We start from the raw sequence: 17,444 nt of genomic DNA, 5'->3' as shown, positions 1-17,444 counted from the left end.
GGGACCCGGCGCTGCCAGGGGGCAGGGGCCGTAGGTCAGAACACCTCATGGAGCGGTCCCCGAACAGGTCTGAAGAGACGCTGACCGCGCGGGGACACTCCATGAGATCCATACGGATCCCAATGGTAAGGGAACGCAAGCGCCTGGAAGTCTGAGGGGAACTCATCAAGCTTTACAGAATGACAAGGACTGTCCTCATAGGCATCCATCGGCGAAAAGAGAGGGCCATTGCTTGCCCTCTCAACACGGGGAGAACAGGGAAGTCGCGGTCTCAGCTTAGGTGCGGCAGACAGCACTCTTTAATCAGTCACCAGGCACCGCATCCTTCAAAGCATCGGCGGAAACAGGTCTACGCCCTTCCAGATCGAAGCTGTCCCCGTCGGAAAGGACATGCAGGCGCACGTCATACAGCGATATCAGGTCATCGGCTCGGGCTTCCGCAACATTGGAGTGCGTAATGCCGGAGCCGTCTGCCACATACACGGCCCCGCTCCCAATCACGGCAAAGTGACTGCCCTGCACCACGATAGCCGTGTCCTCGTCAATGCCGATGCCCAGCACGCGGGGGTTCTGAGCCACAGCGCCCAACAGGCGGCCCATCCGCCCACGTTCGGCAAAATGCTGGTCGATGATCACGCCGCGTATCAGGCCCAGGCCAGGGGCCATCTGCAGGTTTCCAATGCGGTAGGACTCTTCGCTGGTCCCCTTGACAAGCATGGTTTCGCACATGACCGATGCTCCAGCCGAAGTTCCCGCAATCACGCCGCCCGATTCGTGGATTTCCTTGATCCGCGCTTCGAGGGGCGTGTCCCCGATCTGGCTGGTAATGCGAAGCTGATCGCCACCTGAGAAAAAGACGCCGGTGGCTTCCTCCAGGACGCGTAGCTTTTCCTCCTGCATAGCCTCGCTGCGGTTCTCGACGTACAGTTCCGCCAATTCTCCGACGCCCAGACCGTCAAAGCCTTCCTGGTAGCTCTCGAAGTACCCCTCGGGCCGATGGGAAGCGACGGTGGCGATGACAAGGCGGCCCCCCTTCACGCGCTGCGCGACCGCTTTCAGAATTTTGCGCTGGCCTTTCTTGGCCTCATGGCCGCCAATGATGATCAGGGTGCCGTGCCCTGATCGGGCACCCGCCTGTTCAGGGTCATGTCTGGACACTGCGTTCCTCCTCGGCTTTCGCCAGATAAACCTGCGGTTCGTTCAGACCGGAATGCTGGTAGGCAACGGGCATATGGGGGCTGTTGTGCCACCACCCAGCCTTGCCTTCCGGAGTGACGGCTATACCACCAGCATCGCCGCCGACCCGGCGTCGCATTTCCTCCAGGACCCCCTGCACCACGTCGTCTGGGGTCTGGCCGGGCAGGCGGTGAATAATTCGGGCGGCGGTCATCATCCGCGCCAGGCTCTCGCCCTCACCGGTTAAGGCGACGGCCCCTACACCGTCCTCGGCGTAAAAACCGCAGCCACATTGCGGAGTGTCGCCGACCCGGCCCGCGCGTTGGCCGCTCAGGCCCCCGGTGGAGGCACCCGCCGCCAAGTGCCCGGCGGTATCCAGAGCCACGCAGCCCACGGTGTCGTGTTCAGCCAGAGCCTCCTGCTGTTTTGGGGAGATCAGGTCCTGCGGGTCACACAATTCGGCCCTGCGCTCGACGGCAAAGCGGCGTGCGCCATCGGCAATCAGCAGGGTCTCTTTCTCGCGCAGCAGGCTGCGGGCCACACTGATGGGGTGGCGCACGCCTTTCAGGCCCGACACTGCGCCGACATCAAGCGTGGCACCGTCCATCAACGACGCGTCCATCTCTACCGCCCCGTCACTGTTCAGGGCTGAACCGTACCCTGCATTGAAGGTGGGATCGTCTTCCAGGACACGCAGGGCGGCCTCCACTGCCTCGACCGCCGTGCCGCCGCCTGTCAGCACCTCTCGCCCGGCACGCAGGGCGGCCAGACACCCGGCCCGGCTTGCCGAGCGCTTTTCTGATGGAACCTCGTGTGCCCCGCCGTGCACAATGATGGTCCACTCGGGCCGTGCCCCGTGGTCCACCTCAGTCATGGTAGGCCCCTTGCTGATCCGACTGCGGATCGGGGTCTTCAGCCGGCAGGCTGGAAAGCAAGCTGGAACTGTCGAAATCGCGAATCTGCTGCCAGGTACCCTCGACTTCGGTGGCCAGGAAGATCACGAGGTCGCCCGGCTGGGCCATCCGCAGCCCGTGTTCTACAGCTTCCCGCTCCGTAAGAATGGTCGTGATGCGCTCGGGCGCGAGGCCCCCCGCCAGCGCTCCCTCAGTCAGCAGGCGCGCGCCTTCCCCGACAGGGCGTCCCCGGCGCAGCTCATCCTCACGGGCCACGAGTTCGTCGTACATCTCGGCCGCGATTCCGCCCATCTGGCGGATGTCCTCGTCGCGGCGGTCTCCGGCCACACCCATCACGCCGATCACGCGGCCACGGGGCGGGCGCAGGTGAGCCACGAGATCCCTCAGGTGCGCCAGCCCCGACGGATTGTGGGCGTAATCGAGCAGGGCCCGGAAAGGATGGCCGTCATACAGATTCAGACGGCCAGGGGTCTGCTCGAAGGAGGTGCTGAAGCTGCCCAGTGCCGCGCGAATCACCGAATGGTCCAGGCCCTGCGCGACGGCGACAGCGATGGCTGCCAGGGCATTTTGCACATTCACCTGCGCGAAGCTGCCCATGGTGGCAGGGATGTCGCGGGCACGCATGATGGGCTGGCGCTGGCCGTCCTGATACAGCACCAGTTCGTCCCCCAGCGCGGTCGGCTCGCGCACCACCGCTGTGCCCCCCTGATCGATGTGCTGCTGCAACTCAGGTGAGCACTCACCCCCGCCGCGCATCGAGAACAGGGTCAGTTTTCCCCTGGCCTTTTTCCGCATTTTCAGCGTGAGGGGATCGTCGGCATTCAGGACACTGGTGCCGTTTTCGGTGACCACTTCCACGATCAGCGACTTGACCCAGGCCAGGTCTTCCATCGTCTCGATGCCTTTCAGGCCCAGGTGGTCTGGCTGGATGTTCAGCACCACCCCCACGTCACAGCGCTCGAAGCCCAGGCCCTCGCGCAGGATGCCGCCGCGCGCCGTTTCCAGGACGGCCACTTCAACGTTGGGGTCACTCAACACCACCTTCGCGCTCTTCGGGCCCGTGGTGTCCCCGCTCAGAATCTGTTCTCCGTTGATGTAGATGCCGTTGGAGGTGGTCAATCCCACCAACTTCCCGGCGTGCCGCAGGATATGGGCCACCATGCGCGAGGTGGTGGTCTTGCCGTTCGTCCCGGTGATCGAGATGATCGGCATGCGGCAGGGCGTGCCTCTGGGAAACAGCATGCTGAGGACGGGTGCAGCCACGTTGCGCGGTTGACCCTCGGAAGGCTGCAGGTGCATCCGGAAGCCCGGAGCTGCGTTGACTTCCACGATGCCGCCGCCGGTCTGGTGAACCGACTGGGAGATGTCGGGGCTGATCAGGTCGATGCCCGCCACGTCCAGACCGATCACCTGAGCGGCCCGGCGGGCGACGGTCGCGTTCTCGGGATGAATCACGTCCGTGCGGTCGATGGCCGTGCCGCCGGTGGAAATGTTCGCCGTGTCGCGCAGGAACACCACCTCGCCGCTGGCAGGGACGCTGTCGGGCGTGTGACCCGAGCGCGCAAGGATCTCCAGAACGTGGTCAGTGATCACGATGCGGGTCATCACATTCTCGTGGCCATTGCCGCGCCGGGGGTCCTGGTTGATCTCCTCGACCAGCGCCTTGACGGTGCGCGTTCCGTCCCCCACCACGTGGGCGGGCACACGTTCGGCCACCGCGACCAGCTCACCATTCACGACCAGGACGCGGTGGTCATTGCCCGGGTAGTACTGTTCGACCACCACCGTCCGGCTGTGCTGCCGAGCCTCCTCGAAGCCCTGGCTCACTTGTTCATCGGTCACGAGGTTCAGAGACACGCCGCGTCCATGGTTGCCGTCTAGCGGTTTGGTCACCACCGGGGAACGCAGCCGCCGGGCCGCGCGTACGGCTTCTGCGGCGCTCTGCACGACTTCACCCTGCGGCACCGGCAGGCCCGCCCGGTCCAGCAACTGCTTGGTGAGGGCCTTATCGCTCGCCGTCATGGTGGCAATATGAGGCGTTTTGCTGGTGATGCTGGCGCGAATCTGCTGCTGGTACTTGCCGTAACCGAGCTGAACCAGGCTCTGGTCATCCAGTCGCCGCGAGGGAATGCCCCGGCGCTCAGCCTCGGCCACCAGGGACTGGGTGGTTGGCCCCAGTGTGTAACGCTTCGTCAGGCGACGCAGTTCGTCCAGCTCGACGGCGAAATCGAAGGGGGCGGCGGGGTCAATGCGACTGCTTCCTTCGGGAAGGAGCTGCGCCAGGCCCTCTACTCCCTGCAACTCCTGCGGGAGCAGGCTGTTGACGAGGCGTAGGGCCACCCCGCCCGCGATCAGTCCCACGCGCTCGTCGCGGTAGCTGTACAGGACGTTGTACACACCGGGCTGCCCCCTGACTGAACGGGTCTTGCCGTAGGTCACGCGGCTGCCGGCGAGCGACTGAAGCTCCAAGGCAACATGTTCGCTGACATGTCCCAGCCATGTGCCGTCGATCAGGCGGCGGACGAACCCGCCCGGCTCGCGGTAGCAGCAGCCATGGGACTGCAGCGAGGGAAGAAGTTCCAGCAGGCGGGCGGTGAACCCTGGAAGCTTGTTTGAGGGGTACTCTTCGAGTGCTCCCAGATCAAGCTGAAAACGGATCATGGGTTCGTAGCCATAGACATTCGGGCCGCGGTAAATCTGCTTTTCCAGAACGCGAAGCTGAGAGAAGGTGCCTTGCGAGGCAGAGGACCCGCCACGAGTGGACTGGTGACCCGTCATGCTGTTGTCTCCTTGGATGGGGCAGCCACCAGATCTAAGTGGCGACACGCACGCTAGAGCACGGTCCAGCACGCCGTTTTCCAGTTCGACCTGCCGACCTTAAGCTTGCTCTCTGGCTCTCCTTCAGTTTCATGAAGGAGCCTTGGTTCAGAGGAAGGCGCGTCACTAGTTTTCGGGCGCTGTCTCGCTCCTAACTACGACTTCTGCTCAGCTTCATAGAGCGTTTAACGAGCGTGGCTTACGTTGAACTATCCGGCGGAGTCGCCTTCACCGACGCGCTACCAGAAGGAGCCGGTTTAAGGACGCCCCTCGCCCGCTTCAGGCCTAGGGCAGCGTGAACGTAGTCTCGTCGCTGAGGCAGCTCACCGTCCGCCGCTCGCGCCAGCGACGCGCAAAGACTTCCCTTCTAACACGTCCGTTCCCGCCGCGCAGGGTCCTCCAATGCGAGGTCATGTCTCTGAGAAGTCGGAGCGGGTTCACCACCTTCCATTGTGGGAAATCAAGCGTGAGGCTTATCCGGCCAGAACGACCGTTTTGGGCCAGGCGAACCAGAACGTCGCCCCTTGCCCCGTCTTGCCTTCTGCCCACACGCGGCCACCGAACCGCTCGCAGGAGCGGCGCACTGTGACCAGACCGACGCCTGTACCTTCGTATTCTTTGGAAGAGTGCAGCCGTCCGAACAACCGGAAGAGCTTGTCTTTTTGTCGCATGTTGAACCCTGTTCCGTTGTCCTCAACGCCAATGTGGTACTCGGAGGCCATTTCCCGGACCAGCACACGGATACGGGCGAGCTCCCGCTCCTTGGTGAACTTCAGCGCGTTCGCCACATATTCGTCCAGAATCACGTAAAGCGCCTGACTGTCTCCCTGGACCGTGGGCAGTGTGTCCTGGGAGAGCTGGACATTCCGGTCCACCATGACCGGCTGAGCGTTCTTGACCACCTCGCGCAGCACCCGGTTCAGATCGATCGGGCGCAGATGAACCCGCATGCTGCGCATCTGCATATACCGGTCCATGGAGGCCATCAGGGCGGTGACCTGCTGTACGGCCTGTTCGGTCTTGAGAAGAGGGTGGCTGATCTCGTCGGCTGGTTCGCCCAGCACGTGTCGAAGCTGACCCAGAAGGTTCATGGCCCGCGCGACGGGAAGGTGAAGCTGCTGGATGAATGTGCTACTGGTCTGTTCCAATTCCTGATTCAGGGCGCGGACGATGGATGCCTGACCTTCGATCTGTTGTGCCAGGGTGGCATGCCCGTCCAGTAGGGTCTGATGTGCCTGTTTGTAAGAGGTGACATCCGTCAGTCCCATATGGAAATACAGGAACTTGCCGTCTTGCTGGGAGGAGACCACATCGAGCAGCAGGTCTGAGAGGGCACCATCGCTGTGAAGCAGCTGGACCTCGCCGCGTTGCTTCAGGGACGTCCTGGACACCTGTTTCAGGAGGACATCCAGCGCGCCGTGCGAGGTGGGGGACAGGAATTGATCCAGCCGTTTGCCCAGCAGCACTTCAGGCGTGCGGCCAAATAGGCCACAGGCAGCAGCGTTGGCGTCCTCAACTCGTCCTGCCGCGTTCAAGAGAAGGGCTGGTGTTGGGGCCTCATGGAACAGAGTGACGCTGCGCTGTTTGCTGAGCTGAAGGTCTCGAACCTGGGATTCCAGAGCTTGCATTCGTTCCTGAAACTCGACAGGCAGGGGAATGGATTCTTCTTCTAGATGATCGTGCATCACGCTGTTCCTTAAAGGTCTGCTGAACGGGTGGCATCAAGTGGCACCTTGAACACCAGGGGATGAGCAAGGCAGGAGCGCTTGCGCATTCACATTAACCCGGAAGCGGCAGAAGGTTGCAGCCTCCCCTCTTTCCGGGGCCAGTCCGGCTGCAGACTCGGTGGGCTATAGAACCACAATCCAAGTGCCGATGGGTTGGATCACCTTTACTTCTCGACCTGGATGCATTCTCACGGCACAAATAGTAAATCGGGCGCCACGTGCGTCAGTCGCCGCATCTCGACCCAATTCATGGCTCTGGGGATTGATCCTCTACGACGGAGCAGTCCGACATGTAGGGCAGTGTTGACGAGCTTGTAGGGTGCGCTTAAGAGGCGCCCTCAGCGCGGGCCGTTCGGGCAACGCTAGCCGTGCAGACAGACTCACCGTGTCCTCTGGAACCGCTGAGGCAGCGCATGCGCCCACAGCAATCACACTCTGACCACCCCTTGCCCCAGGGCAGAGACGGCCATCACACAGATTCCGGATACTTCGGGAGAGGGCCAGAGGCATCGTGTCGCGGGTCAAATTAAACGTCACTGTTGAGTCAAATTAAATGTCCACAGCGTTGACACTCAATTTGTCCCACGGACATTTAATTTGTTCCAAAGGTGAGAGTGAGTGCATCAAGGTGCTCTCCAGAGTCAAATAAGGTGTCAGCATAATTCAGGTTATATTTTCCCCTATGTCTGAACCCCGCGTGATCCCAGATCTGGTGCTGACTGAAGCACATCTTGTCACCTTGGAAGCTATCTGCGATCTATTTGAGGCGACAAACCCAGAGCCAGGCTCAAGCATGCGGCTTCAGATCGATACAACGCGCAAGATGGTGGCACGCTTCTGGCAGGGTGGAACAGGGGAAGGCACTGGCTACATCCAGAATCACGAGATAGTTAAGGTGGAAGTTCTAAGCCGCGTTGCCCACATCACGGTAAACGATCCCATAGCCGAAAAGTGGCGGCGTCACCAGGAGCATTTCGGCTTGCACCGCGAGGAGGTCAACGACCTTTGGGAGACGATTTCCGGAATCATGGCCGCGTTCATAAAATATGGTCCTGACGGCGATCTCGGTCCAAACTGAATTTCTGAATTTCGAGAGGCTTCAATGCCCCCGCCAATCGCGGGGGCATCTGTTGTATCGCCTGAGATGTTCGGTACTTACTGCTGAGCCGTGAGCTTGAACTCTGCCCCACTGGCCCGCTTGTACAGGGCCACCACGCTGATGTTGCTGCCACGCATGGGGAGCACGAAGTTCCCGCCCGCTGGCAGCCTCGGCACGGTGCACAGAATGGCCGCGTTGCTGACGTTGCAGTACTGCGGCGCATTGACCCGCAGATCGCTGCCCGTGATGGTGAACTTCAGAGGGAAAACGTCGCTCAGGCCAGCGTTGAAATAGGCCGTTACGCCGCCCTCAATGCTGGCCAGGCGCAGTGCAGCACCATCACGATCAGGCGGTGCCACGGTGGCCGCTGGAGCACAGGCCACCAGGCCGCAAAGCAGCGACGCCAGCACCAGCGAGCGCTTCACTGAATGCCGCCTTCTGCGACTTCGGGCGCGTCCACAATGGGCGCAGCAGCGGCTTCCTGGGCTTCAGGGCCGAACAGCCGCTGGAAGGCCGCCTCGATCAGGATCGCCGCGCCAGGGCCATCGATCAGCATCAGCGCCCAGCCCTCGTAGTTGTCGGGCAGGGCCGCACGTGCAGCTGCGCCCAGGGCCTTCTGAGCCAGGACCGCGCGCGGAATGCCCTTGATGACGCCCTTCAGCTCCTGCGCCGCCTGCACGCACGTCTCGGCCAGCATGCCCAGTTCCTGGTATGCGAACGGGCCAGTGAACAGCTCCGTTGCCTCGGCGGTCAGCTTCTCCAGCCACTTGTCAGTCCAGTTATCCAGCGCAGTGGTCTGCGCGGCGGTGGCACTTCCCAGCGCCAGCGCGCCAGTCAACAGTCCGAGAAACTTGGATTTTTGCATCTTGCCCTCCAGGGCGTACAGCAAGGCGGCCACCTCACGGTGGCCTGGACGGATTGGATTGCGCCTCTGGGACGCGGCTTACCGGGAGGGTGGTAAAGCGGGGATGCGGCTGGGAGCTGTCTGGTTGACGTACAGCCGCACGGTGGCCGTGCGGGCATCCAGGGTCATGCCGCGTTCAGGCATCGGCACCAGCTTGCCGGTCACGTCCACGATCTCGTCGCCATGCACGACCAACACCTTGGTGGGCTCGCCTTTCTGGGCTTGCAGATCGGCCAGCGTCGTTTTGGCTCCACGGGCCTTCAGCCAGGCCAGTGGCTCGTGGTAGTGGGCGCGAATGAACGCCTCGCACTCCGCCTTGTCGGAGATGTGCGTGCTGGGCCAGTAATTGATCGGCAACGACACACCTGAGCGTTTCACATAGAAATGCAGGTGCGCCGCCATGTCGAGCTTCGCGCCCTTGCCGACCTGCCCGATCAGATCGCCGCCGTTGACGTACTGGCCCTTCACAACGTGGATGTCACGGCAATGCCAGTAGCCTGAAATGTCGCCATCAGGGTGTTCGATCTCGATGATCCCACCGATGTAGGGGTCCCACATAGTGCCCACCACGGTGCCACCGTCCGCCGCATGGACGCCGTCTCCGAGATCGGTATCGCCGCCTGTGATGGCGTTGAAATCCACCGCTGGATGCACCTGCTTGCGGGCCACCAGCACGCCCTTGCGGCGAAGTGTGGAGTAGTAGTAGCGGTCGTCCAGGAAGCCACAGCCAGGCTGAACGCTGTAGGTCGTCGTCGGAGAGTTGAGCACAGGGGAAAACGCGGTCACGGTTGCACCTCCGGGTGCTGAATCTGCTGTGTCAGACGGTTGAACAACTGCGCCCCACCGACGAGCATCGCCAGCATCGCGGGATAGGCCAGCAGCAGATAGGCACTCGCCCCAGCCAACGTGCCTGCCACACCTGCGGGAATCTGGAGGGCCAGCAGCACGGCCAACATGGCCACGCCGATCTTGAACAAACCGAACTCTTGCAGGCGCAACCACAGCCACCAGCGCACCCAGTGGACGATATTGGGGGGCGTGTGGGGGCGAGGGAACGCGACGCGCAGATAGCGTCCCAGCGCACTCAGGAAGCGCCATGCAGCCCAGGCGATCAGCAGGCGCAGAACGCTGACCACGATGTAACTCAGGTTGGGGTCATGGATCAGGGTGCCGTTGTAGACGGTGTTCCACCACGCGGCCAGCTCACTTAGGGTCTGCATCTTCCACCTCCTTGGGCTTGGGTGCGTCTGGAATACCTGAGAGGAGCGGCACCAGCTTGCGAAGTAGGCCCAGGCCACCGGCGAACAGCCAGCCGATGCCACGCGGCCCGAGGGTGCTGCCCACGACGGCGGCGGCCAGCAGTACTGGGAGGAGCTGCCACTGCCAGGGCAACTGGCGAATGATCTCTGAGGTGGCCGCGCCGACCACGAACGAGCGGATCAGCTCAGCGATCAGGACGCGCCGGATGGGTGGGGGCCGTGGGCTGCTGGCCACCGTGGTGCCGTGCATGCCAGCAGCCACCAGGCCAGAGGCGGCGGCCACGGCCAGCGCGTAGGTGCTCAGGGTGGGATCGAGTGCCATCGGCTACCTCACCCGAATCTGAAGACAACGTTGCCTCATGGTTTGCGCCTCCCAACGATCACGCCCGCGCTCTGCCATGCGGCCCGGTGGTTCGAGATGAGCGTCTGGATCAGTGCGTCCGTGGCGACGCCATACACCCTGTTCCCAATCGGACCCGCGCTGGCGTTGTCCGAGAAGCCGTAGTTCAACTGACGATTGGGCTGACCCTCCAGTGGTGCGTTCCAGGCGATATCGTTGTCGTCCACGACGTTCGTCGTCTTGTCCATGATGAAGCCGCTATCCCCCGCGTAATTCCGGGCATAGACCCCCACATCGATGTTCGTCCCATTGGCGTCCACCCGAGAGCCGTCGGGCAGCAGACCGGTCTGGGCCATCTTGTTTCGCAGGATCTTCCCGTAATTCATGCTGCTCATGCTGATAGCGGTGTTGCTGGTGTTGACGGCAGTGTTCTCAATAGCCTCGGTGCGGTCTCCGCCCTCGTCCCCCATCACCACGGCAGAGCCAGAGAAGGCATCATTCGGATGTCCGGAATAGGCCCCGTTGATCAGATTGCGGAAGATTTTCAGAGGCGAGGCTGCCGTGCCCCCACTCTTGTAGGTGTTGATGTTGTCCTCGACGCGGCTCTCTCCTGGCAGATTCTCAATATCGTTGTCGGAAATCTCGATGCCTGGTGTGTTCCGAACCTTGTCCAGCTGGACGGCCTGAACATATTTCGCGCCAGCCGTCCCCAAGCCAGTTTTCCAGCCGTCGGGCTGCGTCTTGTCCACGATCCGCCCGTCAATGTTCCGCACCTTATTGCGCTGGAACTTGGCGGTGCCACCGTTTGCGGGATTCAGTTCAGCCACCAGCAGGCCAGGACCGTTGATGTTGCTGTTCCGCACGATCACGTTCTTGGGGTACGCGAAGCGCAGGCCGCCCGCGTACTGGCCGTTCTGCATTTGAGCGGGCGTCGGTTTGATCTGCGTGCAGTCCTCAATCACGATGTCCACGGCAGTGCTGTTCCCGACGGGCTTGCCGTACACGCCGTTCCCAATTGCGCCGCGCCCAGTGCCGCCGCCGCCCACGCCACACCACGTGCTCTGTGTCAGTAGGAGCGGCTTCGTGGTGTTGACCCAGACCGCGCAATCGCCGGTCACGAGGTTCAAGGCGGGATGATCCAGCGTCAGCTTCCAGCGCCCCGCGTATTCCCCGGTGGTGATCAGGGTGGCGCCCCTCGCGGTCAGATAGGCATCGTTGATGACGATGGGAGCGCCCCAGGGAATCGTGGCCGGATCTGGCTCCACGTACAGCGCTGGGTTGATGGGGGCCGCGCCGCTGATGTTGACGGTCAGCTCAAGAACGAAATCCGTGAAGTTGTCGGAGGTGTCATATGCACGTGCGCGAATCTGGACCGGACCATTGTTGGCGGCGGTGAAATCCAGATTGATCTCGTAAGGCGCAGTGGTTTTGCGCTTGGCCTCGATGTTGTTCCAGTAGAACAGCACATACTTGAGGGCGACGTTGTCCGTTGCGATAGCGCGGAACAGGAAGCTGCCCGCCTCGGTGATGGTCAGGCTCGGATGGTTGGGCATGGTGAAGCTGCTGATCACCGGGGCCGTCACGTCCGGGGGAATCGGGATGTTGACCTGCACGCTTGCCGTGGCGATGGCGCTGACGTTGCCCGATGTGTCGGTGGCGATGGCCTCATAGGTGCGTGTGCCGTTGTTGGCTGTGGTGAGCGGGGTATCGTCCTCCCAGATAAAGGGGGCCTCGGTCACGGTGCCCAGAGTCCTGGCGCCGGACCCCGTGAGGCGGAAGGTCACGCTCGCTACAGCCACATCGTCTGTCACATCAGCAATCAACATTGCCGTGCCCGCCGCCGTCACCGGGTTGGGAGTGACCCTCAAGGAAAGGCTGGGCGGGGTGGCATCCTGCACTTCGACAGGTGGAATGTCCACCGTGATACTGATTTCCTGTACGGCTTCGCGTTTATCGGCAGCACGCGCCACGGCCCTGTACTGATAGACGATGCTCCCGCTCTCGATCCTGTCACTGAACGTACCGCCAACTGGAGGCAGCGTGGCCACTCGCACCGCACCTGGATAGCGGTAGACCTCCAGGCTGACCGTGTTGGTTGACGCTGTGACATTGAACTCAACAGATCCAGGTGCATTGATCTGCGACACGTTGGCCGTGAGGTTGACGGTGGGCGTGGTGTTGTCAGCACCGGGCAGACCGGCCACGAGCTGTTGTAGGGCGGCAATGAATGCTGCTAGGACCGCTCGAAATTCTGTCAGGTTCATTGAGCCTCCAGCGGGCAACGCAAAGCCCCTGCATTCGGCAGGGGCTTTCAGGGTTTGTGGACTGGCCGATGTTGTGTGTGCTCAGGTCAGGCCCGCCAGAGCCACTTGGCGAAGGCGTACAGGGCATCCCCCATCTGGTCATACCCATACCCGCCCACGTCGCTGACAGGCGTGGTTTGAGGCACCGGGTGGATGGTGTCCGTCACGGATTTGGAGGTCTGCGCCGACCAGGGGCTGAGGCTGCGGTTGTTCCACGGGAAGGCGTTGTCGCAGTCCAGCGCGTGCCCCATCGGGATCACGTAAATCCGTTCACCCTCGCGCCCGCCATATTTGGCGTTGATCATTTCGAGGTAGATCGCCCGCGCCCGGTTGCGCTGCCGCTGCCACATCACGTTCGCGGCGGGGATGATCTGCACGATGCCGATGTTGATGTTGGGCACAGCGGCGCGGATATTGGCCATCATGGCGTCCAGCTGCACGAACATCTGATTGATGACGTGGCGGGCGATGGAGTCGTTCGCGGGCGCGCCGATGTCGTTGGTCCCCAGCGCGAAGTACACGAGGTCATCGGCGACCATGCTGAAACTGTTGGTGCTGAGGTAACGGGCGAAATCGAAGATCGTTCCGTTCGGGTTGCCGTCCGCCGCAAACGTGAAATTGCTGGCCGGATCGCTGTAGTGGTACGCCACCGTTTTGCCGGACCACCCCTCGGTTTTGACGGCAGGCAGACCCACGTCCGTCGTCCACGGCACGCTCCCGGCCCGTGTGCCGAGACTCACCACATCCAGCGGGTCGCCCGCCTGCTGGGTGCGCCAGAGAAAACGGCTCATGTACCGCCCGTGATCGGTGAGGCTGTCGGCAATCGCCAGCACCTTGCGCGGCGTACTGGTGCCCCGGCTCAGCGGCGACACCCGGATCGGGATACTGGCCGTGACCAGATCAACACCGTTGCGCCTGATATTGAGGGTCAGGGTCTTGTCCCCGGCGGCAGCCTGCGCGGTGGTCGGCGTCCAGCTCCAGTGGCGGTTGCCGTAATGCACGTTGCTGTCCACCTGCGTGAAGCTGGGCGAGAAGAGATCAAAGGCGTAATCGGTATAGTCCCCCGGACCCCGAAGGATGTTCTGGAAAAACACCTCGCACGGCACGCCCTCGGCGGCGTAGAGGGTGGTGAGGTTCAGCGCGGGACGCCAGTAGGCGTTCGTGTCGAACATCGCCTGCACCGCCGAGGCCAGTTCGCCTGTCGGCGCGAACCCCTTGAGCGTCGTGCTGGCCGTCCCGAAGCGCGCCCAGAGCGTACCCTGCGCGGCGAAGACGCTGGTGGGGTAGCTGGCCCCGTTGGCGAGTTGCGGCGAGGCGAGCGCCACATTGATGTATTTGGCGAGCGGCGCCGCATAGGGTTGGCCTATGGTGCCGTACTGCCCCACGTAGCCGAGAAACCCGTCCGCCGTGAACTCCAGCCAGAGTGGCAGGCCCGCAGCATTCAGAATCACCGCTGGGAACAGCGCCCGCACCGTTTTGCGAATCCCCAGGCGCGGATTGATGAACACCTGCGTTTCGCCCAGGATGGCGCCCGCGCTGTCGTTCTCGCGGAATCGCACCTTGACGAAGGTGGGGATTTTGATGGCCTGGAACGCAACGATGGCAAACTCCACGAGGTTGAACCCCTGCCGCACACCGACTGGAAAGCCGAAGCCGTAATTGTTGTTGACCGCCGCGACCAGCACGTCATAGGCCGTGTCGTAGGGCAGGGTGTCGTTCCCCACCTGAGCGGCCATGGCCGACTCCAGCAGGCCAAAGCGCGGCAGGAGGCTGACCGGGTTGCTCATGGCGGTGTTCATGAGGGCCAGCCAGCTTGCGGTGGGGCCAACGGACCCGGCGTCGAAATTGCGCTTGACGGTCTGGAACCAGGGGGTGTAGCTGGCCTGCCCGCCCCCAAAGTCGGTGAGCGGCGAGAGGACCGCTGGGGTGGTGACGTTGGTGTACGCGAACGCCGGGTAGCCTCCCGAGGTTGGGAACAGCGTGTTGATGGCGTAGGAAATGCCGATGGGCACGTTGCCGCGCAGTTCTGCCCAGAGCGGGATGGTGCCGTCGCCCGTCAGTTGCGTCAGGACCAGGGGGATGCGTTGCAGCGCGCCGTCCGCGACATCGACGATGTAGGTTTTGTCGTACAGCACTGCCCCGGCCTTGTTGGTGTTGCGGAGCAGCAGCCGCAGGGTGGTGAGCCTGCCCCCGTGCGGCTTGAGGCTGACCGTGAACTGCTCGAACGGGGCGCGGGGGCCAATCGCAAATCCGTAGGCGGCAGCCGTGCTGCCGCTGGTGTCAAACAGCGTGATGCCCTCGGTGGGAGCACTCTCGAAGAGATTTTCGAGCACTGGGATAAGCTGGCCCACTGCTTGCGAGACCTTGACGGCAGAGGATGCCACGCCTAGCACCGCCGACACATCCGCCTGACTCTGCTCGATATCGGCCAGCACCCCGTTCAGTTCGCCCAGCCTCTCGCCCACCTGCACCAGCACATTCCCGCCCGCACCGATCAGATCCGCCGCCGCCTGGAAGGTCAGCGGCACCCCGGCAGGGCTGAAGACCTTCTGCGGCTGGGTGTAATCGTGAACGGTGCCGTCCAGGTTCGTCGGGCTGGACCACCGCTCGTAGGTCTGCTCCACAGCTGGGCGATCATCGTAGTAGAACGTCTCGGTGACCCTCATGGGGACGGGGTGGGCATTGGCCGGAGTCACCAGCAGTTGAGCGGCATCGGTCCGGACATGATCATCACGCCAGACCTTGTCTGCCAGATCTTCGGCGCCAGCGAAGAACTCCAGATAGGCGGGCGCAGCTGTCCCCACCCCATCTTCCAGACGGGCCAGGTAATCCACGCGCATGGTGGCATGGGTGGGGTTGCCCTGATATTCGGTCATGCCCTGCAGGGGTACTTTCATTGATGCCTCACAGCGCCCTCGGCGCGTTGCCCGTCAGCGTCAGCCATCGGGGGCCACTGGGGAGAAGGGTGAGTGTGACGGCGTGCAGCTCGACCGTGATGGAATCGACGTCGTATTCGAGCGGCTTTGCGATGGGCCGGTACACCCGGTTGTCCCGCTCGACCCGCTCGATGTCTAGGGCCACGTCCCACATCGCGGTTGCCTTCGCGCCCGCGTCGGTCTCGCTGATGCCCGTCAGATCCCACTCCAGGGTCATCGGCTGCGGGACGGCGCGGCCATCTCCGAAGGTTTCCCACTCGTCGCTTTCCACTTGTCGGCCCAGCCGGTAGGCCAGGCGAACGCCGTTGCCGCTGGTGACGCGGGCATCGCCGGGGAGAATCAGGCGCGTGCCAGACCGGGCAACCAGCGTGAAGCGGCCCGCGCTCACGGGCCACGCAGGGCGAACTTCAGCGCCCGGACCGTCGGATCGGCACCTGTCGCGCCAATGCGAACGCGAGTGGTAGTGATGTCCCCGTCATCATGCTGGTATTCCCACAGCGTTGTGGGGGCCGTCAGGTCTCCGAGGGGGCTGCCCGTCACCACGATGTCTGGCGTGGGCACGAACAAGCTTCCGACGGTGACCTCTGCTGGAGCAGCGAAGGGCGGTTGCAGGTAACTCTCGGCCACGCGCTGGGCCACGTCCTCGTCCACCGCCAGGAAGCGCACGCGGCTCACCTCCAGCGGCACGTCGGGCGTGGGGGTATCCACCGAGGCCGCTCCGATGGTCAGCAGCCCGTCCCAAGACGGCCCCGCCGTTGTGCCTGGCGGCAGGATGATTCGCACGGTCTGCAACCCGCTCACGGGCAGCAGGTCCCCCTCGGCAACCGCACCGATGGAGTCCAGATAGAGGCGCCAGCGATACGCCGGGGTGCTCTGGGCGGACGGCCACACATACTCGAACTCCGCCCCAACCGTGCGACCAATCGGGGCGTCCAGCGCCAGGATGCGGGCCGTGGGTGAGAGGGCCACCTGCACCGTTGTGGCCGGATCGTCGTCGAAAGTGGGTGAGCCGTCGAAACTGCTCAGGCTGGAGTTGCCTGTGGGTAGCACGGGCCGGGTCAGGGACACCCCTTCCGGCACATCGAACGCCGCCTCGGCGCGGTAGCGATCATGGTCAGCGCTCTCAGCCACGGCGATCACGGTCTTCGGCAGGCCGTAGCTCCAGCGCGCGATGCCACCGTTGGGCAGCGCCGGGGCGCTCACGATCCGGACCACCGCCCGCGTCACGGCCTCCCGGCCCTGAATCGGAAGGTCCATCCAGCCCTTGGCGGAATAGGCCACGGTCAGTGCGTCAAGCGCGGGCCGCCCGAAGAAGACTTGCCCACTCGCGTTCACCCCCCAGGTCGTTTCGGCGGTTTTGGCGAGCGTGTCCAACGCGGTCACGAGGTTGCTCGTCGGGCTGTAGAAGGTGGAGAGCGTTGGCCCGTGGTCCGTTCCCGTGCCGTTGCCGATCACGGTGGGGTCATAGACCAGCGATGGCGGGCAGAGCCGCTGCAACACGTCCCGCACGATGTCGTAGACGCCCTGGTCCTGGTAGACCTCGCCGTCCATCAGCACCTTGCGAAGCGCCTCCTGACCGCCCAGCACGTGCATCGCTGTGGCCTCTGAGGCACTGAGCGGCGGCGGATCGGGCATCACGCCGTAAAACGCATCGTCATCATTGACCACCAGTTGCACCACACCGCGCGGCGGCACGCGCACGCGGTCATTGCGCCCGCTGAATTCGAGCTGGATGGTGTTGCCCGAGGGGCTGAGCTGCCACTTGAAGCCGCCCTCAATTCCGCCCGGAGCGTCGTTGGTGATCAAGTTGACCAGTTCGGACTTGTCGGCGGTCCAGATCATGAGCTTGGTGGACAAGGCTGGACCTCCTTCCGTGGTGCGGTAGACGGCGCTCACCCCCGGTGGGGGGGCGGGCACGCAGGCAGTGAGCGCGAGGAGCAAGGCGAGAAGGATGGGACGCACAGTGGTC

Annotated in this window: 14 protein-coding genes; 1 reads left to right on the top strand and 13 read right to left on the bottom strand. The window is 63.3% G+C overall.

The genetic code is table 11. The features are described 5' to 3' along the window. Window positions 1-303: 303 nt before the first annotated feature. From HNQ08_RS10790 to HNQ08_RS10775, 4 genes are all read right to left on the bottom strand, one after another. Complete coding sequence (locus HNQ08_RS10790; RefSeq protein WP_184131372.1) at window positions 304-1,158, bottom strand: cyanophycinase; 855 nt, start codon at window positions 1,156-1,158, stop codon at window positions 304-306. Continuing rightward, window positions 1,145-2,050 carry an isoaspartyl peptidase/L-asparaginase family protein gene (locus HNQ08_RS10785; protein WP_184131368.1) on the bottom strand — a complete coding sequence of 302 codons (906 nt, stop codon included), beginning with the start codon at window positions 2,048-2,050 and terminating at the stop codon, window positions 1,145-1,147. Before HNQ08_RS10785 ends, HNQ08_RS10790 begins: the two co-directional genes overlap by 14 nt. Next, window positions 2,043-4,868: a cyanophycin synthetase gene (gene cphA, locus HNQ08_RS10780; protein WP_184131365.1), complete on the bottom strand. Its 2,826-nt coding sequence runs from the start codon at window positions 4,866-4,868 to the stop codon at window positions 2,043-2,045. The genes HNQ08_RS10785 and cphA overlap by 8 nt, the downstream gene beginning before the upstream one ends. A gap of 512 nt (window positions 4,869-5,380) precedes the next feature. Continuing rightward, a complete protein-coding gene (locus HNQ08_RS10775) occupies window positions 5,381-6,592 on the bottom strand; it encodes a sensor histidine kinase (RefSeq protein ID WP_184131362.1) in 1,212 nt (403 codons plus the stop codon). Window positions 6,593-7,316: 724 nt separating this feature from the next. Here HNQ08_RS10775 and HNQ08_RS10770 point away from each other — a divergent pair. After that, a complete protein-coding gene (locus HNQ08_RS10770) occupies window positions 7,317-7,712 on the top strand; it encodes a hypothetical protein (protein ID WP_184131359.1) in 396 nt (131 codons plus the stop codon). Between the two features lie 77 nt (window positions 7,713-7,789). Here HNQ08_RS10770 and HNQ08_RS10765 read toward each other — a convergent pair whose 3' ends face one another. From HNQ08_RS10765 to HNQ08_RS10725, 9 genes are all read right to left on the bottom strand, one after another. Beyond that, window positions 7,790-8,158, bottom strand: coding sequence for a hypothetical protein (locus tag HNQ08_RS10765; RefSeq protein WP_184131356.1), 369 nt, complete (start codon window positions 8,156-8,158; stop codon window positions 7,790-7,792). Continuing rightward, window positions 8,155-8,598 (bottom strand): hypothetical protein, encoded by a 444-nt coding sequence (locus HNQ08_RS10760; protein WP_184131353.1) that lies wholly within the window; start codon window positions 8,596-8,598, stop codon window positions 8,155-8,157. The genes HNQ08_RS10765 and HNQ08_RS10760 overlap by 4 nt, the downstream gene beginning before the upstream one ends. 78 nt (window positions 8,599-8,676) lie before the next feature. Further along, complete coding sequence (locus tag HNQ08_RS10755; protein ID WP_184131350.1) at window positions 8,677-9,423, bottom strand: M23 family metallopeptidase; 747 nt, start codon at window positions 9,421-9,423, stop codon at window positions 8,677-8,679. Next, entirely contained in the window at window positions 9,420-9,857 is a 438-nt protein-coding gene (locus HNQ08_RS10750) for a hypothetical protein (RefSeq protein WP_184131346.1), read from the bottom strand. Before HNQ08_RS10750 ends, HNQ08_RS10755 begins: the two co-directional genes overlap by 4 nt. After that, a complete protein-coding gene (locus HNQ08_RS10745) occupies window positions 9,841-10,218 on the bottom strand; it encodes a hypothetical protein (RefSeq protein ID WP_184131343.1) in 378 nt (125 codons plus the stop codon). The genes HNQ08_RS10750 and HNQ08_RS10745 overlap by 17 nt, the downstream gene beginning before the upstream one ends. 35 nt (window positions 10,219-10,253) lie before the next feature. Next, window positions 10,254-12,500: an Ig-like domain-containing protein gene (locus tag HNQ08_RS10740; RefSeq protein WP_184131340.1), complete on the bottom strand. Its 2,247-nt coding sequence runs from the start codon at window positions 12,498-12,500 to the stop codon at window positions 10,254-10,256. A gap of 86 nt (window positions 12,501-12,586) precedes the next feature. Beyond that, window positions 12,587-15,436, bottom strand: a complete 2,850-nt coding sequence (locus HNQ08_RS10735; RefSeq protein ID WP_184131337.1) for an SGNH/GDSL hydrolase family protein — start codon at window positions 15,434-15,436, stop codon at window positions 12,587-12,589. Window positions 15,437-15,443: 7 nt separating this feature from the next. Then, window positions 15,444-15,863: a hypothetical protein gene (locus HNQ08_RS10730; RefSeq protein WP_184131334.1), complete on the bottom strand. Its 420-nt coding sequence runs from the start codon at window positions 15,861-15,863 to the stop codon at window positions 15,444-15,446. Next, window positions 15,860-17,437: a hypothetical protein gene (locus HNQ08_RS10725; RefSeq protein WP_184131331.1), complete on the bottom strand. Its 1,578-nt coding sequence runs from the start codon at window positions 17,435-17,437 to the stop codon at window positions 15,860-15,862. Before HNQ08_RS10725 ends, HNQ08_RS10730 begins: the two co-directional genes overlap by 4 nt. Window positions 17,438-17,444 lie beyond the last annotated feature (7 nt).

The sequence above is a fragment of the Deinococcus humi genome, from assembly GCF_014201875.1.
Lineage (GTDB): Bacteria > Deinococcota > Deinococci > Deinococcales > Deinococcaceae > Deinococcus > Deinococcus humi.
This window is presented reverse-complemented; position numbering and strand designations above follow the sequence as displayed.

Bases quoted from the DNA above. Each gene is read 5' to 3' on its own strand.
- HNQ08_RS10735 (WP_184131337.1), bottom strand. From the start codon at position 15,436: ATGAAAGTACCCCTGCAGGGCATGACCGAATATCAGGGCAACCCCACC.
- HNQ08_RS10760 (WP_184131353.1), bottom strand. From the start codon at position 8,598: ATGCAAAAATCCAAGTTTCTCGGACTGTTGACTGGCGCGCTGGCGCTG.
- HNQ08_RS10740 (WP_184131340.1), bottom strand. From the start codon at position 12,500: ATGAACCTGACAGAATTTCGAGCGGTCCTAGCAGCATTCATTGCCGCC.
- cphA (WP_184131365.1), bottom strand. From the start codon at position 4,868: ATGACGGGTCACCAGTCCACTCGTGGCGGGTCCTCTGCCTCGCAAGGC.
- HNQ08_RS10750 (WP_184131346.1), bottom strand. From the start codon at position 9,857: ATGCAGACCCTAAGTGAGCTGGCCGCGTGGTGGAACACCGTCTACAAC.
- HNQ08_RS10770 (WP_184131359.1), top strand. From the start codon at position 7,317: ATGTCTGAACCCCGCGTGATCCCAGATCTGGTGCTGACTGAAGCACAT.
- HNQ08_RS10775 (WP_184131362.1), bottom strand. From the start codon at position 6,592: ATGCACGATCATCTAGAAGAAGAATCCATTCCCCTGCCTGTCGAGTTT.
- HNQ08_RS10785 (WP_184131368.1), bottom strand. From the start codon at position 2,050: ATGACTGAGGTGGACCACGGGGCACGGCCCGAGTGGACCATCATTGTG.
- HNQ08_RS10745 (WP_184131343.1), bottom strand. From the start codon at position 10,218: ATGGCACTCGATCCCACCCTGAGCACCTACGCGCTGGCCGTGGCCGCC.